15 protein-coding genes and 3 tRNA genes are annotated in these 24,286 nt (G+C 65.8%); 13 read left to right on the top strand and 5 right to left on the bottom strand.

The genetic code is table 11. The features are described 5' to 3' along the window. Positions 1 to 34 precede the first annotated feature (34 nt). Positions 35 to 895, bottom strand: coding sequence for a squalene synthase HpnC (hpnC, locus tag E8D38_RS13665; RefSeq protein WP_246099476.1), 861 nt, complete (start codon positions 893 to 895; stop codon positions 35 to 37). Between the two features lie 121 nt (positions 896 to 1,016). Here hpnC and E8D38_RS13660 point away from each other — a divergent pair, with 121 nt between their 5' ends. The 13 genes from E8D38_RS13660 to E8D38_RS13600 all read left to right on the top strand — a co-directional run bounded on the left by E8D38_RS13660 (position 1,017) and on the right by E8D38_RS13600 (position 17,833). Continuing rightward, positions 1,017 to 2,153 (top strand): efflux RND transporter periplasmic adaptor subunit, encoded by a 1,137-nt coding sequence (locus E8D38_RS13660; protein WP_140631311.1) that lies wholly within the window; start codon positions 1,017 to 1,019, stop codon positions 2,151 to 2,153. Positions 2,154 to 2,175: 22 nt separating this feature from the next. Then, on the top strand, positions 2,176 to 5,337 hold the full coding sequence (locus tag E8D38_RS13655; protein WP_281286114.1) for an efflux RND transporter permease subunit: 3,162 nt from the start codon (positions 2,176 to 2,178) through the stop codon (positions 5,335 to 5,337). Between the two features lie 57 nt (positions 5,338 to 5,394). Beyond that, positions 5,395 to 5,481: transfer RNA gene (locus E8D38_RS13650), tRNA-Leu, on the top strand. 46 nt (positions 5,482 to 5,527) lie between these two features. Next, positions 5,528 to 6,835, top strand: a complete 1,308-nt coding sequence (tig, locus tag E8D38_RS13645) for a trigger factor (protein ID WP_140631304.1) — start codon at positions 5,528 to 5,530, stop codon at positions 6,833 to 6,835. Positions 6,836 to 6,968: 133 nt separating this feature from the next. Beyond that, entirely contained in the window at positions 6,969 to 7,577 is a 609-nt protein-coding gene (gene clpP / locus E8D38_RS13640) for an ATP-dependent Clp endopeptidase proteolytic subunit ClpP (RefSeq protein WP_140631300.1), read from the top strand. 130 nt (positions 7,578 to 7,707) lie between these two features. After that, the gene (gene clpX / locus E8D38_RS13635; protein ID WP_140631297.1) at positions 7,708 to 8,979 is read left to right on the top strand and encodes an ATP-dependent Clp protease ATP-binding subunit ClpX; all 1,272 of its coding nucleotides are present in this window, start codon (positions 7,708 to 7,710) and stop codon (positions 8,977 to 8,979) included. Between the two features lie 138 nt (positions 8,980 to 9,117). Further along, positions 9,118 to 11,547 (top strand): endopeptidase La, encoded by a 2,430-nt coding sequence (gene lon, locus E8D38_RS13630; RefSeq protein ID WP_140631294.1) that lies wholly within the window; start codon positions 9,118 to 9,120, stop codon positions 11,545 to 11,547. 77 nt (positions 11,548 to 11,624) lie between these two features. Continuing rightward, positions 11,625 to 11,700, top strand: a tRNA-Gly gene (locus E8D38_RS13625). Positions 11,701 to 11,778: 78 nt separating this feature from the next. After that, positions 11,779 to 11,852, top strand: a tRNA-Cys gene (locus tag E8D38_RS13620). 243 nt (positions 11,853 to 12,095) lie between these two features. Then, complete coding sequence (locus E8D38_RS28980) at positions 12,096 to 13,436, top strand: TonB-dependent receptor (protein WP_246099486.1); 1,341 nt, start codon at positions 12,096 to 12,098, stop codon at positions 13,434 to 13,436. Further along, entirely contained in the window at positions 13,330 to 14,340 is a 1,011-nt protein-coding gene (locus E8D38_RS13610; protein ID WP_246099485.1) for a response regulator, read from the top strand. Before E8D38_RS28980 ends, E8D38_RS13610 begins: the two co-directional genes overlap by 107 nt. A 277-nt stretch (positions 14,341 to 14,617) precedes the next feature. Next, positions 14,618 to 15,559 carry a YopJ family acetyltransferase gene (locus tag E8D38_RS13605; protein WP_181179132.1) on the top strand — a complete coding sequence of 314 codons (942 nt, stop codon included), beginning with the start codon at positions 14,618 to 14,620 and terminating at the stop codon, positions 15,557 to 15,559. A gap of 441 nt (positions 15,560 to 16,000) precedes the next feature. Then, positions 16,001 to 17,833, top strand: coding sequence for a ShET2/EspL2 family type III secretion system effector toxin (locus E8D38_RS13600; protein WP_181179131.1), 1,833 nt, complete (start codon positions 16,001 to 16,003; stop codon positions 17,831 to 17,833). Between the two features lie 279 nt (positions 17,834 to 18,112). Here E8D38_RS13600 and E8D38_RS13595 read toward each other — a convergent pair whose 3' ends face one another. The 4 genes from E8D38_RS13595 to E8D38_RS13580 form a co-directional block, all read right to left on the bottom strand. Continuing rightward, on the bottom strand, positions 18,113 to 19,951 hold the full coding sequence (locus E8D38_RS13595; RefSeq protein WP_140631274.1) for a hypothetical protein: 1,839 nt from the start codon (positions 19,949 to 19,951) through the stop codon (positions 18,113 to 18,115). Positions 19,952 to 20,360: 409 nt separating this feature from the next. After that, positions 20,361 to 21,029, bottom strand: a complete 669-nt coding sequence (locus tag E8D38_RS13590) for a hypothetical protein (RefSeq protein ID WP_140631271.1) — start codon at positions 21,027 to 21,029, stop codon at positions 20,361 to 20,363. Next, positions 20,998 to 23,340, bottom strand: coding sequence for a M23 family metallopeptidase (locus tag E8D38_RS13585; protein ID WP_140631267.1), 2,343 nt, complete (start codon positions 23,338 to 23,340; stop codon positions 20,998 to 21,000). Before E8D38_RS13585 ends, E8D38_RS13590 begins: the two co-directional genes overlap by 32 nt. 15 nt (positions 23,341 to 23,355) lie before the next feature. After that, positions 23,356 to 24,286, bottom strand: a 931-nt coding sequence (locus E8D38_RS13580; protein WP_140631264.1) for a type VI secretion system Vgr family protein, incomplete at its 5' end; no start/stop codon positions are given.

Below are 24,286 nucleotides of genomic sequence, written 5' to 3'. Positions count from 1 at the left end.
TCGGGCGCGCGCATTCTGGCATCAAGCACTGTGCCTACATCCGAAAAGCTCGCCACAGCATGGGCAGGCCGTCCCACCAGCGTAGGCGCGGCCGGGCGCGGATCGCGGCATGGTCCATGGCGGCGATCTTGTCGAGGATGCGCAGCCCGCCTTGCACCACGAGCCTCAGCTCCCATCCGGCGCGGCCGGGCAGGCGGTGCACCAGCGGCGCGCCGTCTTGCATCAGGCCTCGCGCCCAGCCGCAGGCGTCGGCCACCAATGCGCGAATGGCCGGAGTGTCCTGGCCTTGCATCACCGCGTCGGGCGTGACACCCAGCCGCTCGCAATCGGCCAACGGCAGATAGAGCCGCCCGCGGGGCAGGTCGATGCTCAGGTCCTGCCAGAAGTTGATCAGTTGCAAGGCGGTGCAGATCGCGTCGGACCGCCGCAGCGACGGCGCATCGTCAACACCGTACAGATGCAGGAGCAGCCGCCCCACGGGGTTGGCGGAGCGGCGGCAGTAGTCGAGCAGGTCGTCACGATCGGCATAGCGCTGCCGGGTCACGTCCTGTTCGAAGGCGCTGAGCAGGTCTTCCAGCAGGGCGACCGGCAGGCGGTGTTCGCGCAACATCGGGGCCAGCGGATCGAAGACACCCGGCCATGCGCCACAGTGACGCCGTCCGGCGGCGACGGCGCGCAGGTCGGCCCGGTAGTTCGCCAGCTGCTGCAGCCGGTGGGCGGGCGGCGCGTTGCCTTCGTCCGCCAGGTCGTCCGCGGTGCGCGCATACCAGTAGATGGCAGCGATGGCAGGTCGCAGGCGGGGCGGGCACAGGATGGAAGCGACCGGGAAGTTTTCGTAGTGGTCGACGGACATTGGGGAGCGGGCGGCGCGTGCAGTTCGGCGCGGATTGTCCATGCGCGGGTTTGACACGGCGCAAGGCCCTGCATATATTACTGACCGGTCAGTCAGTTATTGGCTGCGCCGTCACACAGCCCCGGCGCCCGACGCCGGCATCGAGAGCCCGAGGAACACCTCCATGCGTCCCTTTCCGACACCGCGCCCACTCGCTTCCAGTCTGGGCCTCGCCGCCCTGTGCGTTGCCGCCTTGCTGGCGGGATGCTCCCGAAACGAAGCCGCGCCGGAGCCGGTGCGCGCGGTGCGCACCGTCGTCGTGGGCAGCGACACGGCCGGCGCCACTTTCGAATTTGCCGCCGAGGTGAGGGCCCGCACCGAGTCGCGCCTGGGCTTCCGCGTCGGGGGCAAGCTGGTGCGCCGCAGCGCCGACCTCGGCGATGCGGTGAAGGCCGGGCAGGTGCTCGCGCAGCTGGATCCGCAGGATCTGCGGCTCGGCCAGGACGCCGCCCGGGCCAGCTTGTCCGCCGCCCAGGCCAACCATGAGCAGGCGGCCGCTGACTTCAAGCGCTTCAAGGAACTGCGCGAACAGGGCTTCATCAGCTCCGCCGAGCTGGAGCGGCGCGAAACCGCGCTCAAGGCGGCCAAGGCAACGCTCGACCAGGCGCAGGCGCAGGCCAGTGTGCAGGGCAACCAGACCGCCTATTCCGCTCTGGTGGCCGACGCCTCCGGCGTCATCACTGGCGTGGAAGCCGAGCCGGGCCAGGTGGTGGCGGCGGGCACGCCGGTGCTGCGACTCGCACACGACGGCCCGCGCGACGTGGTGTTCTCGGTGCCCGAGGACAAGCTGCAGCTGCTGCGCGGCCTCGAAGGCAAGGGCGACCGGCTGAAGGTGAAGCTGTGGGGCAGCAACGAACAATGGCCCGCGTCCGTGCGCGAGGTGGCCGCCGCCGCCGACCCGGTGACGCGGACCTTCCTGGTGAAGGCGGACATCGGTCGTGCCGCGGTGAAGCTGGGTCAGACCGCCAGCATCACCCTCGACCTGCCCAAGACCAACGGCGTCAACAAGCTGCCGCTGTCGGCGCTGATGGAATACGAGGGAAAGACGGCCGTGTGGCTGCTCGACAAGGAAAGCATGACGGTCAAGCCGCAGGTGGTCCAGGTGGCCGGGGCCGAGGCCAACAGCGCCGTCATCTCGTCGGGCCTGAAGCCGGGCCAGGTGGTGGTGACGGCTGGCGTGCATGTGCTCACGCCGGGGCAGAAGGTCAAGTTCTACGGCGCCGCGGCGGCCACTCCGGTGGCTGCGGCAGCCTCCCGCTGAGTTCTTGCAGGAAGGGCAATTCGTGAGCACGCAAGAACTCGCCGCAGCCGGCGGCCAGCCAGGCCGGTTCAACATTTCCCGCTGGGCCCTGGAGCACCCGGCGCTGACGCGCTACCTGATGGTTGTGCTGATGGTGCTGGGCTTCGCGGCCTACTTCCAGCTCGGGCAGGACGAAGATCCTCCGTTCACCTTCCGCGCCATGGTCGTGCGCGTGTTCTGGCCGGGCGCCACGGCGCAGCAGATGGCCGAGCAGGTGACCGACAAGATCGAGAAGGCGCTGCAGGAGGCGCCCTATGCCGACAAGATCCGCAGCTACACCAAGCCGGGCGAGTCGCTCACCATCTTCCAGATCAAGGACTCGTCGCCTCCCAAGGAGGTGAGCAACGTCTGGTACCAGGTGCGCAAGAAGGTCGGCGACATGCGCGCGACCTTGCCGCAGGGCGTGATCGGCCCGTTCTTCAACGACGACTTCGGCGACGTCTACGGCTCCATCTATGCCTTGTCGGCCGACGGCTTTTCCGACGAGGAACTGCGCCAGTACGCCGACCGCGCGCGTTCGCGGTTCCTCCACGTGCCTGACGTGGCCAAGGTCGAACTGTTCGGCGTGCAGGACGAGAAGATCTTCGTCGAGATCTCGCAGAAGCGGCTGGCCCAGATGGGCATCGACTTCAACCAGGTGATCGCGCAGCTCGGCGCGCAGAACGCGGTGGAAGGCGCTGGCGTGCTCAACGCCGACGGCGACAACCTGCAGGTGCGCATCGGCGGGCAGTTCAACTCGGTCGAGCAGCTCAAGGTCTTCCCCATTCGTGCGGCGAACCCGGCCACTGGGGCGGCCAACACCATCCGCCTGGGCGACATCGCGCAGATCCAGCGCGCCTACCTCGACCCTCCGCAGGTGAAGGTGCGCCACCAGGGCAAGGAAGTGATTGCGCTGGGCGTATCGATGGCCAAGGGCGGCGACATCATCAAGATGGGCGACAACCTGCGCGCCGCGGTGGCGCAGATCCAGCAGGACCTGCCCGTGGGCATCGAGATGAGCCAGATCCAGGACCAGCCCAAGGCGGTGTCCCGGTCGGTCGGCGAGTTCGTCAAGGTGCTCATCGAGGCGGTGGCCGTGGTGCTGGCGGTGAGCTTCATCAGCCTCGGCTTGCACACCAAGCCCTTCCGCGTCGACATCTGGCCGGGCCTCGTGGTGGCGCTCACGATTCCGCTCGTGCTGGCCATCACCTTCGTCACCATGTTCTATTGGGGCGTGGGCCTGCACAAGATCTCGCTGGGTGCGCTGATCATTGCGCTGGGCCTGCTGGTGGACGACGCGATCATTGCGGTCGAGATGATGGTGCGCAAGCTCGAGGAGGGCTACGACAAGATGCGCGCGGCCACCTTCGCCTACGACGTGACCGCGATGCCCATGCTCACCGGCACGCTCATCACCGCGGCGGGTTTCCTGCCCATCGGCATGGCGCGCTCCACCGTGGGCGAGTACACGTTCGCGATCTTTGCGGTCACCACCGCGGCGCTGCTGATCTCGTGGATCGTGTCGGTGTATTTCGTGCCGTACATCGGCGCCTGGCTGCTGCGCACGAGGAGCAAGGTGGGCGGCGGCGAGGCGCATGAACTGTTCGACGGCCCGTTCTACGTGCGCTTTCGGGCGATGGTGAACTGGTGCGTCCGCTACCGCTGGGCCACGATCGGCATCACGCTGCTCATCTTTGCGCTGGGCATCGTCGGCATGGGCCGCGTGCAGCAGCAGTTCTTCCCCGACTCGAGCCGGCCGGAGATCCTGGTCGACCTGTGGATGCCCGAGGGGACGAGCTATCAGAGCACGGAAGCCGTGGCCAGGCGCTTCGAGGCCCGCCTGCTGAAGGAAGAGGGCGTGCAGAGCGTGAGCACCTGGGTGGGCAGCGGCGTGCCCCGCTTCTACCTGCCGCTCGACCAGATCTTTCCGCAGACCAACGTCACCCAGTCGATCGTGCTGCCCAGGGACCTGGCTGCGCGCGAGGAGCTGCGCAAGCGCCTGCCGGAGTTGCTGGCCACCGAATTTCCCGAGGCGCGCGGCCGCGTGAAGCTGCTGCCCAATGGGCCGCCGGTGCCTTACCCGGTGCAGTTCCGCGTGACCGGGCCCGACGTGAAGGAACTCCGCGCATGGGCCGACGAGGCGAAGGCGATGATGCGCGCCAACCCGTCGATGCGCGGCGTGAACGACAACTGGAACGAATCGGTCAAGGTGCTGCGCCTCGAGGTCGACCAGGACAAGGCTCGCGCGCTCGGCGTGACGAGCCAGGCCATTGCGCAGGCCTCGCGCACCATCCTGTCGGGCTCGACCATCGGCCAGTACCGCGAGGGCGACCGCCTCATCGACATCGTGCTGCGCCAGCCGCAGGAAGAGCGCAACGCCGTCACCGACATCGGCAACGCCTACGTGCCCACTGCGAGCGGCCGTTCGATCCCGCTGACGCAGATCGCCAAGGTCGGCTTCACCTGGGAGCCCGGCGTGCTGTGGCGGGAAGGGCGCAACTACGCGATCACGGTGCAGGGCGACGTGGCAGAAGGCGTGCAGGGCCCCACCGTGAGCACCCAGCTGTGGCCCAAGATGCAGGAGCTGCAGCGGCGCATGCCGGTGGGCTATGCGATCGAACTGGCGGGCACGGCCGAGGAGAGCAGCAAGGGCACCGGCTCGATTGCCGCCAACGTGCCGGTGATGCTGTTCATCATGTTCACGCTGCTGATGCTGCAGCTGCACAGCGTGTCGCGCTCGATCCTGGTGGTGCTGACCGCGCCGATGGGCATCGCCGGTGTGGCGCTGGCGCTGCTGCTGCTGAACCGGCCGTTCGGCTTCGTCGCGCTGCTGGGGTTCATCGCGCTCATGGGCATGATCATGCGCAACTCGGTGATCCTGATCGACCAGATCGAGCAGGACCGCGGCCGGGGCGTGCCGGCGTGGACGGCGGTGGTGGAGGCGGCGGTGCGGCGCTTCCGGCCCATCGTGCTTACCGCGGCGGCGGCTGTGCTGGCGATGATCCCGCTGTCGCGCAGCGTGTTCTGGGGGCCGATGGCCGTGGCCATCATGGGCGGCCTCATCGTCGCCACGGCCCTCACGCTGCTGGCCTTGCCGGCCATGTATGCGGCCTGGTTCCGCGTCAAACCCGCAGACCAGGAAAACCCGCAGTCCGCCGCAGGCTAAAATTCGCGGTTTCCCGGATCGCCCGAGGGGAGCCGATGGCTCCCTTCTTCATTTCCGGCGCGGGTGGCGAAATTGGTAGACGCACCAGGTTTAGGTCCTGACGCCAGCGATGGTGTGGGGGTTCGAGTCCCCCCCCGCGCACCAAACTGCAATTTTCAGCAGCAACGAACGACAGCAAGAGAGATCGAAAATGGCCGTGCAAGTTGAAAACCTCGAGAAGCTCGAACGTCGCATCACGCTGACGCTGTCGGCCGATGCGTTGAAGAACGAAGTCGAGTCGCGCCTCAAGCGCCTGGCCCGCACCGTCAAGGCCGACGGCTTCCGCCCCGGCAAGGTGCCCATGAGCGTGGTGAGCCAGCGCTATGGCTACTCGGTGCAGTACGAGGTCATGAACGACAAGGTCGGCGAGGCCTTCAGCAGGGCAGCCAGCGAAGCACAGCTGCGCGTGGCCGGCGCGCCGCGCATCACTGAAAAGGAAGGCGCGCCCGAGGGCGAGATCGCCTTCGACGCCACCTTCGAGGTGTATCCCGACGTGAAGCTGGGTGACCTGTCGACCGCTGAAGTCGAGCGCGTCTCGGCCGAGGTGACCGAAGAGGCCATCGACAAGACGCTCGACATCCTGCGCAAGCAGCGCCGCACCTTCGCCCAGCGCCCCGCGGCCGAAGGCGCTGCCGACGGCGACCGGGTGACCATCGACTTCGAAGGGAAGATCGACGGCACCCCGTTCGAAGGCGGCAAGGCCGAAGGCTTCCAGTTCATCCTGGGCGAAGGCCGCATGCTCGAACAGTTCGAGAAGGCCGTGCGCGGCATGAAGGCTGGCGAGTCCAAGACCTTCCCGCTCAACTTCCCCGAGGACTATCACGGCAAGGACGTGGCCGGCAAGGAAGCCGACTTCCTGGTGACGCTGAAGAAGGTCGAATCGCAGAACCTGCCCGAGGTCAACGAGGCGTTCGCCAAGTCGCTGGGCATTGCCGATGCGACGGTCGAAGGTCTGCGCGCCGATATCAAGAAGAATCTCGAGCGCGAAGTGAAATTCCGCCTGATGGCCCGCAACAAGGCTGCAGTGATGGACGCGCTCGTCAAGACCGCCGAGCTGGACCTGCCCAAGGCCCTGGTGCAGAACGAAACCGAGCGCCTGGTCGAAGGCGCCCGTGCCGACCTCAAGCAGCGTGGCGTCAAGGACGCCGACAAGGCGCCGATCCCCGCCGAGATGTTCACGCCGCAAGCCGAGCGCCGCGTGCGCCTGGGCCTGGTGGTGGCCGAGCTGGTCAAGGTCGAGAAGCTGCAGGCCACGCCGGACCAGATCAAGGCCCACGTCGAGGAGCTCGCCCAGAGCTACGAGAAGCCGGCCGACGTAGTGCGTTGGTACTTCGGCGACCGCCAGCGCATGGCCGAGGTCGAGGCCGTGGTCATCGAGAACAACGTCACGGCCTTCGTGCTGGGCAAGGCCAAGGTGGTCGACAAGCAGCTGTCGTTCGATGAGCTCATGAACGCCTGAGCAGGCACGCCCGCCGCATAGGCGCCGCGCCCCCGGGGGCCGGCGCCTTTTGTTTTCTTCAGCGCCATTCTTGACGCGACATAATCGGTGCCCAAGTACACGCGAACGCGAGAAACAGTCTCAAAGGAGAGCCATGAGCGCGCTGGATACCCAGAACCTGGGCATGGTGCCCATCGTCATCGAACAGTCGGGCCGTGGCGAACGCGCCTACGACATCTACAGCCGCCTGCTGCGCGAGCGGGTCATCTTCCTGGTGGGCCCGGTCAACGACCAGACGGCCAACCTGGTGGTGGCGCAACTGCTGTTCCTGGAAAGCGAAAACCCGGACAAGGACATCTCGCTGTACATCAATTCGCCCGGGGGCAGCGTCAGTGCCGGCATGTCGATCTTCGACACCATGCAGTTCATCAAGCCGGACGTCTCAACCCTGTGCATGGGCATGGCCGCCAGCATGGGCGCCTTCCTTCTGGCAGCAGGCGCCAAGGGCAAGCGGTTCGCCCTGCCGAACTCGCGCGTGATGATTCATCAGCCGCTGGGCGGAGCCCAGGGCCAGGCGACCGACATCGAGATCCAGGCCCGCGAAATCCTCAAGCTGCGTGAAAACCTCAACAAGATCCTTGCCGAACGCACCGGCCAGTCGCTCGAAAAGATCCAGGCCGACACGGAACGTGATTTCTTCATGTCCGGCGACGAGGCCAAGAGCTACGGGCTGATCGACCAGGTGATCGCCAAGCGAGGCTGAGCGGTCGGAAGTCACGGCCGGCGCGCGCCGGCTAAAACTGGGTGAGCAACGGGGCTTTATTCGAACGGAAGGCCCCGTTTTCTTTTGACTTATCATTCCTTCGAATCTCCTGCCGCGCGCACGCACACCCATGCCCGAGAAAAAAGGCTCCTCCAGCGAAAAGGTTCTGTACTGCTCGTTCTGTGGCAAGAGCCAGCACGAGGTCAAGAAGCTGATCGCTGGCCCGTCGGTGTTCATCTGCGACGAATGCATTGAGCTGTGCAACGACATCATCCGCGACGAGGTACCCGCTGACGCCGCCGATCCGAAGGCTGCACGCAGCGACCTGCCGGTCCCCAGCGAGATCAAGGGCATCCTCGACCAGTACGTGATCGGCCAGGACACCGCCAAGCGCACGCTGTCCGTGGCCGTCTACAACCACTACAAGCGCCTGAAGCACATGGGGGCGGGCAAGAAGGAGGATGTGGAGCTCGCCAAGAGCAACATCCTGCTGATCGGCCCCACCGGTTCGGGCAAGACGCTGCTGGCCCAGACGCTGGCGCGCCTGCTCAACGTGCCCTTCGTGATTGCCGACGCCACCACGCTGACCGAGGCCGGCTACGTGGGCGAGGACGTCGAAAACATCATTCAGAAGCTGCTGCAGAACTGCAACTACGACGTCGAGAAGGCGCAGCGCGGCATCGTCTACATCGACGAGATCGACAAGATCTCCCGCAAGGCCGACAACCCGAGCATCACCCGCGACGTGTCGGGTGAAGGCGTGCAGCAGGCGTTGTTGAAACTGGTCGAGGGGACCATGGCTTCGGTGCCGCCGCAGGGCGGACGCAAGCATCCGAACCAGGACTTCCTCCAGATCGACACCACCAACATCCTGTTCATCTGCGGTGGTGCATTCGACGGCCTCGAAAAGGTGATCCAAAACCGTTCCGAGAAGTCGGGCATCGGCTTTGCAGCCAGCGTGAAGAGCAAGACCGAGCGGGCGGTGTCCGAAGTGTTCCGCGAGGTGGAGCCCGAAGACCTGATCAAGTTCGGCCTCATCCCTGAACTGGTGGGTCGTCTGCCGGTGGTGGCTACGCTGGGCGAGCTGACCGAGGACGCTCTGGTGCAGATCCTGACCGAGCCGAAGAACGCGCTGGTGAAGCAGTACCAGAAGCTCTTCTCGATGGACGGCGTGGAGCTGGAGATTCGGCCGTCTGCGCTGACCGCCATTGCGAAGAAGGCGCTGGCCCGCAAGACCGGTGCCCGGGGCCTGCGCTCGATCGTCGAGCAGTCGCTCATGGACACGATGTTCGATCTGCCCACGCTCGACGGCGTCGCCAAGGTGGTGGTGGACGAGCACACGATCGAAGAGCACACGAAACCGCTGCTCGTGTACCGCGAGCAAGCCAAGGCGAGCGCTTGAGAAGCGTCGCAACAGTGTCTGGAATGCGGGAGATCGACCCCACCAGCTTCCGCAATACTCGCCGCCCGGCCTCATGCCGCCACGTTCTTGTTTTTTGACCGCTCAGTCCTTATTTGGGCCTGAGAAAGAGAGGTTGCAATGTCCGGACACCCCGTACTCCCCGCGGATCCCATCACCCTGCCGCTGCTTCCGCTGCGCGACGTGGTGGTGTTCCCGCACATGGTCATTCCGCTGTTCGTCGGGCGCCCGAAGTCCATCAAGGCGCTCGAGGCGGCGATGGAAGCCGGCCGCCAGATCATGCTGGTCGCGCAGAAGGCCGCCGGCAAGGATGAGCCCAAGGCCGACGACATGTTCGACACCGGTTGCGTGTCGAGCATCCTGCAGATGCTGAAGCTGCCCGACGGCACCGTGAAGGTGCTGGTCGAAGGCATCCAGCGCGCAAACACCCAGAAGATCGAAGACAACGGCGAGCACTTCGTCGCCGAAGTCGTGCCCGTGCCGCCCGAGGCGGGCACCACGCCTGAGATCGAGGCGCTGCGCCGCGCGGTGACGCAGCAGTTCGACCAGTACGTGAAGCTCAACAAGAAGATCCCGCCGGAGATCCTGACCTCCATCGCGGGCATCGACGACGCCGGCCGGCTTGCCGACACCATTGCAGCCCACTTGCCGCTCAAGCTCGAGAGCAAGCAGGTCATCCTCGACCTCGTGTCCGTCAACGGCCGTCTGGAAAAGCTGCTCGAGCAACTCGAGCACGAGGTCGACATCCTGCAGGTCGAAAAGCGCATCCGCGGCCGCGTTAAGCGGCAGATGGAAAAGAGCCAGCGCGAGTACTACCTGAACGAGCAGGTCAAGGCCATCCAGAAGGAGCTGGGCGAGGGCGACGAAGGCGCCGACCTCGACGAGCTCGAGAAGAAGATCCAGGCGGCGCGCATGCCCAAGGAAGCGCGCAAGAAGGCCGAGAGCGAGCTCAAGAAGCTCAAGCTGATGTCGCCGATGTCGGCTGAAGCGACGGTCGTGCGCAACTACATCGATACGCTGGTCAACCTGCCCTGGAGCAAGAAGACCAAGATCAAGCACGACCTCCAGCACGCCGAGCAGGTCCTGAACGAGGACCACTACGGCCTCGAGAAGGTCAAGGACCGCATCCTCGAATACCTCGCGGTGCAGCAGCGCGTCGACAAGGTCAAGGCGCCCATCCTGTGCCTGGTCGGCCCTCCGGGCGTCGGCAAGACCTCGCTGGGTCAGTCCATCGCCCGTGCCACTGGCCGCAAGTTCGTGCGCATGGCCCTGGGCGGCGTGCGTGACGAAGCCGAGATCCGCGGGCACCGCCGCACCTATATCGGCTCGATGCCGGGCAAGGTGCTGCAGAGCCTGTCGAAGGTCGGTACTCGCAACCCGCTGTTCCTGCTCGACGAGATCGACAAGCTGGGCATGGACTTCCGCGGCGACCCGTCGAGCGCTTTGCTCGAGGTGCTCGACCCGGAGCAGAACCACACCTTCAGCGATCACTACATCGAGGTCGACTTCGACCTGAGCGACGTGATGTTCGTGGCGACCTCCAACTCGCTGAACATTCCGCCGGCTCTGCTCGACCGCATGGAAGTGATTCGCCTGTCCGGCTACACCGAAGACGAAAAGCTCAACATCGCCCAGCGCTACCTCCTGCCCAAGCAGCGCAAGAACAACGGCGTCAAGGACGAAGAGCTCGACGTCACCGAAGAGGCGATCCGCGGGATCATCCGCTACTACACCCGTGAAGCTGGCGTGCGTTCGCTGGAGCGCGAGGTGTCGAAGATCTGCCGCAAGGTGGTGAAGGGCCTGTCGCTCAAGACCTACGAAGGCCAGGTCAAGGTCACCGAAGAGAACCTCAACGACTTCCTGGGCGTGCGTCGCTACAGCTACGGCCAGGCCGAAAAGGAAAACCAGGTCGGCCAGGTCGTGGGTCTGGCGTGGACGGAAGTCGGCGGCGACCTGCTGACCATCGAGTCGGCGCTGATGCCGGGCAAGGGCTCGATCATTCGCACCGGTTCGCTGGGTGACGTGATGAAGGAGTCGGTCGAGGCGGCTCGCTCGGTGGTGCGCTCACGGGCACGCCGCCTGGGCATCAAGGACGAGCTGTTCGAGAAGCGCGACATCCACATCCACGTGCCCGACGGCGCGACGCCGAAGGACGGCCCGAGCGCGGGCATCGCCATGACCACGGCGTTCGTCTCCGCGCTCACCGGCATCCCGGTGCGCGCTGACGTTGCCATGACGGGTGAGATCACCTTGCGCGGCGAGGTCACGGCCATCGGCGGCCTGAAGGAAAAGCTGCTGGCGGCTCACCGTGGCGGCATCAAGACGGTGCTGATTCCGGAAGAGAACGCCAAGGACCTGCAGGACATCCCCGAGAACGTGAAGAACAAGCTCGAGATCGTGCCGGTCAAGTGGATCGACAAGGTGCTCGAGATCGCGCTCGAGTCGGTGCCGCAGCAGCTGCCGGAAGAAGAGGTCGCCAAGTCGGGCGACGGGGCCAAGCCGGAGGGCAAGGCAGCGCCTCAAGAAAATGTTGAAGTTCTGAAGCACTGACCTCTTGCACAACCGATAAAACTCTGTCTATAATCTGAGGCTTCGGTGGTCGTAAACAACGTTCACTGAAGCACCAAGCGGGAGTAGCTCAGTTGGTAGAGCGCAACCTTGCCAAGGTTGAGGTCGCGAGTTCGAGACTCGTCTCCCGCTCCAGATACAAAGGGAAGCCCGAATAAAAACGGCTTCCTTTTTTTTGCCAGAATCCGGTCTCCTCCAAGATCAAAGATTCACGGCGCGGTAGCAAAGCGGTTATGCACCGGATTGCAAATCCGTGTAGGTCGGTTCGACTCCGGCCCGCGCCTCCAGCATTCAGCTCGCCATGCGAGCACTCAAACGCCCCGCACTGCGGGGCGTTTGTCTTTTCGGTGAGCACCCGGCCCAGCGCCAGTTGCCGTGATGCGGGCCGCCGCGCTCCCACCGTGATCGCGGGGCTTCAAGCGGCGCAAGCAGTGCAGTAAGCTGCCCGGGCACCAGGGAGGCGGACACGCTCACAGCGTGGCACCCAGCAATGCGGGGGTCTCATGTCACCCAGGAAGATGCCGTTGGTCGTGCTGCTGGGCGTGATGTTGTGTGTGCTGTTGCACACCGGTCCTGGCCATGCGCAGGACGATACGCCGGGGGCGCTCGTACTCGAGTCGATCACGATCACGGCGCAGCGTCGACCTGAAGTCCTCTCGAAAGCTCCCATCGCGGCCTCGGTCGTCGGTCAAGCGGCGCTGGACTCGCAAGGCATCAGCGCGCTGACAGACGTCGCGAGCTCGGTGCCCAACCTCCAGCTGGTGCAAAACGGCTTCTCGATGCGCGGCATCGGCAACAACAATTCGTTCGGTGGATATTCCACCGTGGCCGTGCAGGTCGACGGCATCTACGAACCCGCCTACCAGGCCCTGAGCCTGGGCCTGTTCGACATCGATCGCATCGAGGCGGTGCGTGGCCCTCAGGGCACGGTCTACGGCCGCAATGCGACGGCCGGCGTCGTCAACATCGAGACGGCCCGCGCGAGTTCGAGGTTCGAGGCTTTTGGCGATCTGGCCTATGGCAGCTACCACGACCGCACGGCCCGTGGTGTGATCAACGTCCCGGTGTCCGGCGCGCTCCAGCTTCGCGCCTCGGCGATGAAGCGCAAGAGCGACGGCTACGACGACGGGGGAGCTTCGCCGCGCAACTACGGCGAGATCGATGTGTCGAGTGCTCGGCTGGCATGGGCGCTGCAGGCCACGCCGGACCTGCGCTGGCGCGCGTCATTGAGCCAAACACAGAACAACAGCACGCTGCCCGACGTCGTGCGAGCCAGCTACACGTACTTTCCGAACGCGGACATCGCGGCAGGCACACTCGGCCCGCCGGTGACGGTGGCGCCGGGCGGCAACATCCTCGGCTACCGCAGTGCGCAAGACATCGCCAGCGACCTGAAGCAGACGGCCTTTCGTTCGCAACTCACGTGGTCGATCGACGAACGCTGGTCAGTCACCTACCTGGCCGGCACGACGCGGCTGGTCAACGACGGCGTGGAATTCGCGAGCGGTCTCTTCACGCTGACGAACCAGGACTACGTGACCCGCGCGAGCAGCCACGAAATCGATGTGAACTACGAGGCCGACGCGCTCAAGCTCGTCGGCGGAATCTACGCCTACCGCGACCGCACGAGCGGCGCTCAGAAGGTGGGCATCGGCGATGCGCTGCCGTATCCGCTGTCCAGCGTGCTGCCGCCACCCATGATCATTTCGCCTGGTACAGGGTTCGAACCTCCTGCTGGACTGGAAGATGCCTCGACTCGACGGCATCGACTGCCTGCTCGAACTGTCTCGCATGAACCTGCGCCACCCTCCGCCCACGGTGCTGATGCTGACAGCGTTCAGCCGCGACGAGGCGGCGCGCCGCCTGGCTGAGGCGCGGATCAACGCGGCCGCGATGCTCACCAAGCCCGTGACTCCGTCGACGCTGCTCGACGCCTGCCTGGGAGCGTTGCACTTGCCCGGGCAGCACGCGCGGCGCAGCGAGCGGCGCGACGAAGCACTCGCCAGACAGCGCGCCAGCCTGGCCGGAGCCCGCATCCTGCTGGTCGAGGACAACCCGATCAACCAGGAGCTGGCGGGCGATCTGCTGGGTCGCGCCGGCATCCTGCTGCGCACCGCGCAAAACGGCCAGGAAGCGCTGGAGTGGCTCGAGCGCGAGCCCTTCGACCTGGTGCTGATGGACTGCCAGATGCCGGTGATGGACGGCTATGCGGCCACGCAGGCGCTGCGGCAACAGCCGCAGTGGCGCGACCTGCCGGTGATCGCGATGACAGCGAACGCGATGGTGGGCGACCGGGAAAAGGTGCTGGCGGCCGGCATGAACGACCACATCTCCAAGCCGGTCAACGTTGAAGAGTTGTTCTCCACCCTGGCGCGTTGGGTGCCTCCGGGCACGCCTTCAAACCGTGGAGCCACGGCCGCGCTGCCCGGGTTGGACATACGCGCGGGCCTGGCGTCAGTGAGGGGCGACGAAGCACTGTATCGGCGCCTGCTGGCCAAGTTCCGCCAGCGCGAGGCCGACTTCGAGGCACGCCTGCGCGACGCCCGCGCACGAGATGACGGGGAGGCCGCCATACGCTGCGCCCACGACCTCAAGAGCGTTGCCGGCACGCTGGGCATGCCGGCACTGCAGCGCTCGGCCGAGGCCCTGGAGGCGGCGTTGGTGGCGGCGTATGAGCGAGGCGGCGGCGAGGCGGCGATCGAGCCGCTTCTGGAAAACGTGACCCGGCAGCTCGAGCCGCTCGTGCGCCCTCCGCCCGAGCACACCGACGTGTGAAGTGCGACGTGCCATTCGCGGCACCCGCGCCGAGGTGAGGCGCTTTCGCAGCGACCCACATTCCTTCGCTTCGGCGCTTGAGGGGCGCGCCCACATGCGTCACCGTGATCGACATTTCCGTCCGGCACAGCGTCGCTGCAGCCGGGCGCCTGATGTCTACAAAGGAATCGTCATGCCGATTAGGCGAATGAGCGGCTTGTCGCTCGCAATCCCTGTGGCGGAGGCACCGGCTGCGCCTCGCCCATCCCAGAGCGCACCAAGTGGTAGAGCCCCGACCTTGTCGAGTCCGGACATCCCGCTGGAGCGGCTGCGCAAATCGCCTCGGCTTGCCTCGCTGGACGCGGAGATGCGGCTGGTCCGGGCGGACATTGCGGCGTTGCGCCAGCCCGGAAAGCCGACGCTGCAGGCCGACTTGTCGAACGTTGGCGCGATCGTGGAAAGCGAGAACCGGCGCAAGCCCGACCTCCACCTGCGCTATCACGACAGCGCCGCCAGTCTGGTTGAGTCGCTGGTGTCCGACCCGTCCAAGCGCCGCTCGCGGGCCGTCTTCCGCGTCGACAACCGGCCGGGCGGCCCGCACCACGCCGCCGTAGACATTCGGCGCGAGCCCGACAAACCGCTCACATTGATCGTCGTTGAACCGGCCACGATGGGACACATGGCGCATCTGCTCAGTCATGACGATTTCGTGGGCAGGGTGAAGAGAGCGCCAGGGCTGGAGGACGCACGCATCGCGGTCATTGATGCTGAAGCGCAGAAGTCGCCGGCCGATTGCGTCATGTTCAGCCTGAGTTACGCATCCAAAATGCACAAGGAGCAAGCCACCTTTGACCTCTGGCATCAGCGGTTGGCGGAAGGGCAGCCCTTGGCGGACGCGTCGCGCAGCAAGGCGCCGCTTCCTGAGGGCGCTCAGGTCATCGATGGGCTGCAAGTACTGCCTGCGTCCTTCTACAAACATGCGCACAGCTTGTCGAATTTGCTGGACGCCCGGCCTGAGCTCGACCGGACCATCGTCGGACGCGATCCCGACACCGGTTCTGGCGAAACCCTGACGGAACGCAAGGGGCGTTTGTCGCTGGAGCGAAGCACCGAGGAAGGACCGCGACCCGACAACAACACATCCATCGAGTACAAGCGCCACGCCTTGCTTGCGCGAACCGTGCAGACGCTGTACCCGGCATCTGGATCGTCCGGATCGAACGAAGGTCCCTCGGGGTGAACCGCTCGGTTTCGGACGGCCCTGGTGGGCCGACTCGAGCGAGCGGTTTCCCACGCCAGCACGACCGTCAGCCCGGGGGCTGGCAACGAGCCGCCCGCGCAAGCCCTTTGCGGCCGTCTCAGACCGGCCAGGAGCTGACAACCAACGTGGTCCAGCGGCCTGTTCGGTCCATCGACGACACTTTCGCGTCCAAGGCCATGGCTGGCCGGGGTTGAAGCAGATTCGGGGAGACATCTCTCAACATGCGTCCGCCCTGCACGGCTCATGCCTTCGACTTTCTCCATTACGAGCCCCGGTCGGGCGCCCACGCGTACTCGCACTCGCACTCCCGACGACGACTTGCCCAGCGCCGGCGGACCGGCCCCAAACGCCACGCCTGCAAGCGGTCACCCCGACCTTGCAACAAGCCTGCCGTCGCGAGGCAATTCGTTCGCTGGTGCCATGGCGCCCCGCTCGGGCTTGCCAGCCAGCGAGTGCAGGCCCTCCGATGCCGCGGACGGCGGCGCGGCCTCCCTCACCCGTCTCAAGCAGGTTCCCTACTACTCGAGCAAGCCCGGACGCGATCCGGCGGTGAACCTCAATCAGCGGGTGTACTTTCCGGGACACGAGGGTAACGACGAAGAACTTGTCGAATGCCGGCATCTGGCAGTTGCCTGGCTGCTGCAGCACGAAGTGGGCTCCGGCAAGCCCGACTACCGGGCATTCGCAAGTGAGGGCGCGATCGCACGGAACGTGCCTCGCTCCGTGCAGGGCATCTACGACACCCTGGCAGCGGCTCAAACCGACCTTTACCTCCTCGAGGGTCGCGATTGGGGCAGCTTCGCGGCCGAGCGCTTCCGTGAGATGGAGCACAACGGGGTGGATGCCATGCGGATGCTGGTCGAAGCCAGCATGCACAGCATGGCTGCAGAGTTCAAGATCAAGCGCGAGCCCGGCCGGCCGCCGCAGTATGTGCAAACGGTCTACGACCCGAACGCCACGGTCACCCACAAGCGGGCGGCCACCGATGACCTGCGCAATGTGCAAGAGGGATCGATCAAGACTTTCCTGAAGGACGAGGATCTCTTCCTCGCGTACTTCGGCGGCCTTTCGACGTTGTTCCTGGTTCGTGCCATCCCCGAAGGCGGACTGACGGGTCTTCCGGAAGCGCCGCCGGGCGGGCCGGTCGATCGCCGCACGGCGAACGAGTTGCCTCCCCTCAACGAAATGTTGATGTACTACTTGCTGGCCGATGGCTTCGGCGGCTCGCTTCGCGATGTGAAGCCCACCATCCTGCAAATGGCCAAGGACTCCCAGGAAAGCGCGGGCGCGTTGCTGTTGGCTTGCAACGTCGATGAAGATTCGGGGCTGTATGCGGCGGTTTCCCAGCGCATGGCCGATGCGACGTCCGCCTTCTGTGACATCGTGCGGGACTGTGCGCTGAGCGCCGAGCTGAAGCTGGACCTGCTTTCGGGACAGGATGCCACCGGCGTACCCGCCCTGTTCATCGGCATGCAGCAAGGGTGTACGGAGGCCGTGCGGGCATTGATCAACGGGATCATCGACTCGGACCTCGACATGCGGCAGCGTGCGAAGCTGCTCGTCGCGACCGCCCCGAATGGCGTGCCGGCGCTGTCCATAGCGATGGAGAAGGGCCGGCACGGCCCGGTCAGCGCACTGGTCGACGGTCTGGAACGCTCGGATCTCCCGTCATTGCCTGTCGCCGCGCTGTTGCATGGCCGTGACCCCGATGGAATGCCGGCGCTTTCAGTGGGTATGCAAGAGGGTCATGCGGAGGCCGTCCGCACGCTGGCGCAAGGCATTGCGAGTTCCACCAAGCTCGCAGCGGCGCACAAGCATCAGCTGCTGGCTGCGCGCGATCCGCTCGGGCGGCCGGCGCTTTCAGTGGGCGTTCTATCCGAGCAGCCGCGATCCATTGCGGCGTTGGTGGACGTCGTCGCCGGCTCCGATCTGCCGCAGGGCGCCAAGCGAGATCTCCTGCTTGCGCGCGATGCCAACGGCGCGTCCGCGCTTGCGGCTGCGGTGCACAGCGACCGCGGCGAATCCGTGCGGGCTTATGCCGAAGCCGTGCTTTCGTCGCAGTTGCCGGCTTCGGCCAAAGTGGAGCTGCTGCTGGCCGAACAACAGGGGATGACGGCTTACAGGTCAGCGCTCGCCCGGGGATCCGACTCGGCCGCGGCCGCGCTGCGCGAGGCCGTCAGCCACTCGTCGCTGTCGCCTGAGGAACAAGCCAGGGTGCTGGACGACGCACCACGTCGCCGTCGAGTCGGCTGACGGGCGTCTCCGGACGTCAAGCACACCGGCAGTCCACCGTTCAAGCCGAGGCGCCTCACCGACATCCGTGAGACGAGCCTTCTTGCTATCGATACGGAAGTAGCGCATGCCATCGCCGGCCCTGCCTTTGCCTGTCGAGACGCCTGGATCCCTCACTCCAGCTCAGCGTGGCCTCTTCTGCGGCGCGCATCCGCCCGCTGGTGGCCGGGAGGGAACGGGTGATGCTGCGCGCCATGGCCGTCTTTCCGTTGGGTGTCAGGTGCTACCCAAGCTCGGGCGTCAGATCAAGCTGATCCGCGCGGCCAGTTGGGTCGCTTGATCACGAATGGCCCGAGCGGCGAAGGCCAGGCTTTCCAACTGGTCCGGGTTGAGCTGCGATTTGCCGGCGGCCAGCCCAAGCACGGCTTTCAGTTGCTCAGGACCGCGATCGCAGCCGCGCGCTGCGTCGACGACACGGCCGCGCTGCTCCGGTTCGAGATGCACCAGCACCGGCCCCATCGCGGCCAGCGTTTCGGCGCGCTGCGACCTGGATGGAACGTTCAGCACTGCACGGACGATGGCTTCGCGCTGCGCCGGCTGCAGATGCGGGATGCCGGCCACCAGTCCGCTGACGGCTTTGCCCTTGTGCAACGGGTCGGGCAACTGCAACGCGTCGTCAAGCACGCGGGCCGTGTCAGTCTTGTCCAGATGCTCGAGCACAGGCCCAAGCCCCGCCAGCGCGGTCGCGCGGTGCTGCGGTTGCTGGATCGCGAGCGCGAGCTCGACGACCTCGGCGCGCTCGCCAGTGGAGAAACCCGACATGCCGCTCGCCAGCCCGGGGAGATCATGGCCGGGGTCGAGCCCGAACTCGAACGCAAGGCGAGACCCAAACAGCGCAAGAGCCTTGTCCTCGTCGGGCAGACCCTGCAACGTCACCAGGACAGACCGTCGCTGCGGCTCCTCCAGCTGATCGACGCCCGGCCCGATGCCAGCGAGCGTCCTTGCCCTCTCGCGCCCGGCCGGAAGCGTCGACAGCACGTTGACGATGTCCTCGCGCTGCGCCGTCCTCAGCTGGCCCAGCGCGCGTCCGATACCGCTCAGCGCCGTGGCCTTCATGCTGTCATCACCGATCGCGAGGACGGCACTGACGAACTCGTCGCGCTGCTCCGGCTTGAACAGCGGCAACGCGGGCGCGAGATACCTCAACGCCCGCGCCTTGCAACCCTCATCCGTCATGCCGAGCACATCGTCGAAGACTCGATCGCGCAGCCCCGGCTCCATCTGCGGCATCCCGGCGACGATGCCCAGCAGATGGAGGGCCCGGTCGCGCTCTTCACCGCGGCCTGTCCAATCGGAGATCAGCGCCTCGCGCTGCTGCGGCTGCAGGCCCCCGATGCCGGCCGCAAGTCCGCTCAATGCGAGCACGTTGACGGGCGCGGGAAGGTTTCTCGCCATCGCAAGCAGTTCATCGCCGTGCGCGCCCAGATGAGCCACGGCGGGCCCCAGTGCCGCCAATGCCCGTGCCTTGGAACCGGGATCGACGGACGGTGATGACACCGCGGAGATGAGGCTCGCACGCGACGCAGGCGACAGGAACTCCACCATCGGAGCCAGCGCACGCAATACGTTCTCGTCCTTCAGCAGGCTCGGCGACGTTGCGGTGATCAGCGAATTGGCTTGCTCGATCTTGCGAAGAGGCTCGTCAAGGGCCAGTCGCTCATCGCCCTTGATCGCCTCGCGGATCGCCTTCGATGTGCTCGCCAGCGCCGTCAGGTCCTTGACCGACTGGTACGTGTCGGGGCCGCGCAGCGCCATCCCGATCTGCGGCCAAAGGTCGACCGGGAGGTCGCCAAACTCAGCTGCCTTCTTTGGTGCCTCTGGTGCCTCTGGCGCCTTGTTGCCTGTCCTGTCGGCTTGTGCCCCGGTGAAGCACGAGATGGCTTTGTTGAGGATGCGCTTCGGCAACGACTTCTTCTGCCGGGGTGCCGGAGCCTCCTCGCCACTTGTCCTGGACGGCAGGTTGTCCATGCCGCCGCTGGCGCCTTGCTCGCGCGGCGCACTCGTGCGCGCAGCCTGACTGCTGGACGCGGCGTCGTGCGCCGGGCGACCGCCAGGGGAGTGGGGAGTACCGATCTTCATTTCTCGACGTCTGCGACTCCTGAATCGGAGCCTTCTGCCGCAGAGAGTGCCTGCGGGCTGGGCCCAGTGCTTCACGGAGATGAAGCCGGTTACGGATTTGCGAAGGTCACCGAGCGATCGAAGCCCCACAGGCCCGAGGTGCAACGAGGCGGTGCAGAAGTTGCCCGTGGTCTGCGAGCCCCTGAACCCGAGCGCGAGCCACCGACGTTCCCACGTCGGTGGCCTCGGAACAAAGTCACATCACCGGCCGCATCGCGGCCAGCGCTATGGCGCGTTGCGATCTGGTCGGAATGTTCAGCGCTGCACGGACCACGGCTTGCCGGCCGTTCAAGGCAAGGCGCCTCACCGCCACAGTCGCCTGACAGAAGGGCGCATGCCTTCAAACCGACATTGAGCACGCCGGGATGGCTCAGTTGCTACAAGGGAACGCACTCAGCCCAAGCCTATCGAGAGCGCTTCTAAGTGCCGCCTCGACGGTTGCAGATCTCTTCAAGTCTTCGGCTTGAACCTGTTCGCTAGCAACTGCCGAGTAGCAGTACCCGGTGGAAGTCGAGGAATCGGACAAGTAGACAGCCGCCTCAACGACCCACGCGTCTTCTCGATTTGACTTCACTGTCATGCCGTAGACGACATCCATTTCGCCGTCGCGATTGATATCCAAGAAGAAGACAGGCGCGATGCGCGTACAGCGGTCATACCCAGCACGAACCGGCACTGGGACGAGTTGCAAGTCCGTCCCCGTCGTCGTAGTTCCAACTGCGAGCCTGCAGTACCTGTTGCTTAGCCTCTTGTACCGGACAGTGATTGGCACTAGCAGTTTGACGTCGCCTGCAACGCCGGACGCCCTTTGACTCCGTACAACGGCTACAGCCGGCTGCTCCGATTCAGGAAAGCCAGGAGTACTCAATACAGTCTTTGTCAGGAGTGGAATCAACTCCTTGTGCTCTCGGCTACTCGCCGGCAACTCTGGGCTGTCGGCTGAGCCGATCGTGCCGGAGCAACCGATGGCCATTGCCGAGATTGATGCAAGCCGCCGGACGAGGCGTTTAGCTTGGCCGCTGTGGAGTGAAGTCCACATAGATCGCATGCCTCCTGGTTCTGTACGTGACATTGAACGTCGCTTCAGCATTGGTACTCGTGGTGTCACTTCTGAATCGATCTACAAAGTTTGCATAGGCCTGACGCTCCGCGAAGCCGTAGCCACCACCGTTGACGAGAACGGACGCTCTTCCTATCGCGTTCGCCGTGACGCCTTGGTCACAGACCCTGTTGATGTTGATGGTCTCGCCGATGTCCTTTGATACCCAGTAATAGCCGCCTGAGTCGCAGGCGCTATACGCATCGTCCGCCACACGAGCCGGGTCGAACCTTGGCGACCACCGCCGCGGGCGCCCTACAACCCGTCCATCTTCCCGCGGGTCCTCCCAGTAGTGCTGCGAGTCGTGGGTGATTCTCGTGTCCCGGTATGCATGAGTTGGCGCTACGTTGGAGAAGCGCCTGTAGAGACCATACCCCTCATAGTTTCCAGCCCAGGTCAGCTGCATGATGCCGCGTCCATAGAAGGCTTGATAGAACTCCATGGCAGGTGCCGGCCAATACAACGATCCGTCACGTCGCCTCTGCTGCCTTGCTCGACCAAACTCCTCCATCGTTTGCCACAGCGCGGTCTCGATGTAGGTCTGCGCGAGAAAGTGTGTTTGACGGTCGGCATTCGTTATTAGGTACTTGCGCATGGTCCGGTTGAGATCGCCGACATATGGCCGAAATCGCTCGCGGGCCACTCCCCAAGGAATCTCAGCGACGCTGGTGCTGTTCGGCCCATGCATTCGTGGGAGCAACTGCGTCAGTTCAGTAGACGACAGCCACCCACACTCCCTCCAAGCCGCAATGAACTCCCTCGGCTGCCAATGCCAATGCGTCGTGCCGACCCCGGTACCGGCCGCAGCCCAGTCGAACGTCAGCGCATTGATGTGCGCCATCAGTTCGTTGAAGCTCTCGGCATCCAGGCCGAACTCCGGGTCGCCGTTGAGCCAGCCCCAGCGTGCCGGCGCCGAAGCCCGGTCCCACTCGCCGGGGAACTTGCAGATCGTGCGCTTGAGCCTGGCGCGCACCTCGGGCCGGCCCAGGCGGCTCTCCAACTCCGCCCGCGTCAGGCGGCCGTCGCTTGCGGCGGGGTCTTCGATCAGGGCTGCCAGTTGGGCTGACTCGCAGCGGCTGTCGGCGTCGGCGTCGTCGTCGATGAGGCGCCAGCCCCGCCATTGCGGGAAGTCCGCATCGCTGAAGCGGTGCACGCCAGGGGCGTTGAGGTTCACCCACCCCTGCGTGCCCCCCGGCAGCAGCACCTGCCGCCAGTGCGGCACGTCGGCCGGGTTCAGCGCGTCCGGGCCGATCACGCGGCCGAAGCGCAGCAGCTCGTACACCGCGCTCGGGGCCGGCCTCGCGTTGGCCGGGTAGGCATTGCTGATGTCGGTGGCGGTGGTGTAGAGGTTGTACTCGGCGTCTTGCTGGCGCACTGCGCCGCCGAGCAGCGTCCCGTCAGCGCGATAGCTGGCGAGGTAGGCATCGCCTCGACCGTGCCCTGGCGCCCGTATCTCACCGCCGCTGTAACGCAGCCCCACGTACAGCTCGGGTTCCTGCAGCGTGCCGGCCTGCGCCCCCGCTTGCGGGCCGCCGGCCACGTTGTACGGCGGGCGCTGCGCGTAGAACGGCGTTTCCTGCGGCAGGCGAAAGTAGATCTCGCCGAACACGCTGTCGTCGCGGCCCTCCTGTGCGGTGTTCACCTCGCCCGCTTGCCGGTTGATGAGCCGCTGCAGGTTGTCGTCATCGCAGACGATTTCCAGATGCAGCTGGTGGTTGTTGCCGTACACGTGGCCAGCCAGACCGATCACATCCTTGCGATAGACGTTGCGGTTCGTCGCGGTGCCTGCCGCTACCTGCCTTGCCACGCCGCGCAGCTCGCTCAGGTGCATGTAGATCGACAGGAAGGTCACCTGGGTGGCGGCGTTGGTCTGCCGGTTTGCGCCGATCTCGGTGCGGTGGCGGATGACAACGCAGCCGTCGTCCGTCCATGTGGGGTTCTGACCGTAGGGGTTGTAGTTGCGCGGCTCGGCCGGGCTGGGGTTGGTGTTGCGGGCGGTGGGCTGGCGTGCATACACCACCTCGCCATCGGCAATGGCACGCACCGAGGTGACCACGCTGTTGTCGGCACCGGTGGGCGCCTGCAGGTGCAGGCCGCCATGCCAGCCGAGCTTGAACGACACCGGGTAAGAACCTTCCGGAGCGCCGGTGCCGGGAACGACAACGGCGGAATCGGGCATGCAGCGCGCGACGAACGCTTCATCGGTTTCGTTGGCCTGGCGGGGCAAGAGAAAAGGCGGGCTGATCAGCATGTTGTCGTTCTTGTCTCAGCTGGAAAACGCAAAGCGCTTTCTGGTCTTGAATTCGCCTCGCGGCAGCGCCGGCAACGGGTACTCCGTTGTCCCACCCCCCACCATGCTCTTCGTCGCCGCCTTGACCGTGATCTTCCCCGGGCACTGCACCGTGAGGCTGCCGTTGTCCAGCGTGATGGAAGCCCCGCCGGTGGTGGCCAGGGTGATCTTCTTCGGGCTGGCCACCTCGACCTTGGTGCTCGCGCTCTGCAGGTTCAGGGCCTTTTGAGCCGCCAGCTCCATCACATCGGCCTGGGCCTGCAGCGTGAGGTCGCCCTGGGCGGCCACGAAGCTGAGCCCGCTGCCGGCGGCCCCGCTGCTGCCGGCCTGCACCGCCCCGCCCAGCATCGCCAGCGCCTGGCCGGTGTGTACCCGCAGCGCGCCGCCGCTGGCCAGGCTGGTGTCCTGCCCGGCCCCCAGGTGCAGCACCTGAGCGTTGCTGAACTGCAGGTCCTGCCCGGCGGCAATGGCCAGCCCGGCCTTGGCCGCGATGGCGATGATCGGCTCGCCGCTGTGCGGCACCTGGGCGTCGCCGGCCGGCTCCTGGTGGCTCAAGGCGGTGTGCTGCTGCTTCAGCGGCGCGGTGTGCTCGCGCACCGTCTGGTGGGTGCCGGCCGCGCGGCTGAAGGCCTCGGCCAGGCTTTGCGCCTGCTGCGCCAGCGCCAGCGCCGCGGCGTTGTCACCGCTGGGCTCGCCGGGCGCGATGCCGTAGCTGGAGATCAGCACGCCGCCGCTGGCGCGCACCGCCCCCCAGGCATCGGTGCGCAGCTCGAAGCCGACACCGCGGAAGCTGCCGCGGTGGTTGTCGGCCTGGTGCACCAGGTGGCCCAGGTTGAGCTGGGTTTCGTGCTGGGTGGTCTTCAACTGCACGCGCAGCTGCGCATCGCTGTCGTCGAAGGCGAGCTGG

It is taken from the genome of Methylibium rhizosphaerae (genome assembly GCF_006386545.1).
Classification (GTDB): domain Bacteria; phylum Pseudomonadota; class Gammaproteobacteria; order Burkholderiales; family Burkholderiaceae_C; genus Pseudorivibacter; species Pseudorivibacter rhizosphaerae.
The sequence above is the reverse complement of the archived record's forward strand: the minus strand, read 5'-3'. Positions and strand labels throughout refer to the sequence as shown.

Excerpts from the sequence above, each read along its gene's own strand:
- E8D38_RS13595 (WP_140631274.1), bottom strand. The coding sequence starts at position 19,951 with ATGAAGATCGGTACTCCCCACTCCCCTGGCGGTCGCCCGGCGCACGAC.
- E8D38_RS13600 (WP_181179131.1), top strand. The coding sequence starts at position 16,001 with ATGGCGCCCCGCTCGGGCTTGCCAGCCAGCGAGTGCAGGCCCTCCGAT.
- clpP (WP_140631300.1), top strand. The coding sequence starts at position 6,969 with ATGAGCGCGCTGGATACCCAGAACCTGGGCATGGTGCCCATCGTCATC.
- tig (WP_140631304.1), top strand. The coding sequence starts at position 5,528 with ATGGCCGTGCAAGTTGAAAACCTCGAGAAGCTCGAACGTCGCATCACG.
- E8D38_RS13585 (WP_140631267.1), bottom strand. The coding sequence starts at position 23,340 with ATGCTGATCAGCCCGCCTTTTCTCTTGCCCCGCCAGGCCAACGAAACC.
- hpnC (WP_246099476.1), bottom strand. The coding sequence starts at position 895 with ATGGACAATCCGCGCCGAACTGCACGCGCCGCCCGCTCCCCAATGTCC.
- E8D38_RS13590 (WP_140631271.1), bottom strand. The coding sequence starts at position 21,029 with ATGTGGACTTCACTCCACAGCGGCCAAGCTAAACGCCTCGTCCGGCGG.
- clpX (WP_140631297.1), top strand. The coding sequence starts at position 7,708 with ATGCCCGAGAAAAAAGGCTCCTCCAGCGAAAAGGTTCTGTACTGCTCG.
- lon (WP_140631294.1), top strand. The coding sequence starts at position 9,118 with ATGTCCGGACACCCCGTACTCCCCGCGGATCCCATCACCCTGCCGCTG.
- E8D38_RS13660 (WP_140631311.1), top strand. The coding sequence starts at position 1,017 with ATGCGTCCCTTTCCGACACCGCGCCCACTCGCTTCCAGTCTGGGCCTC.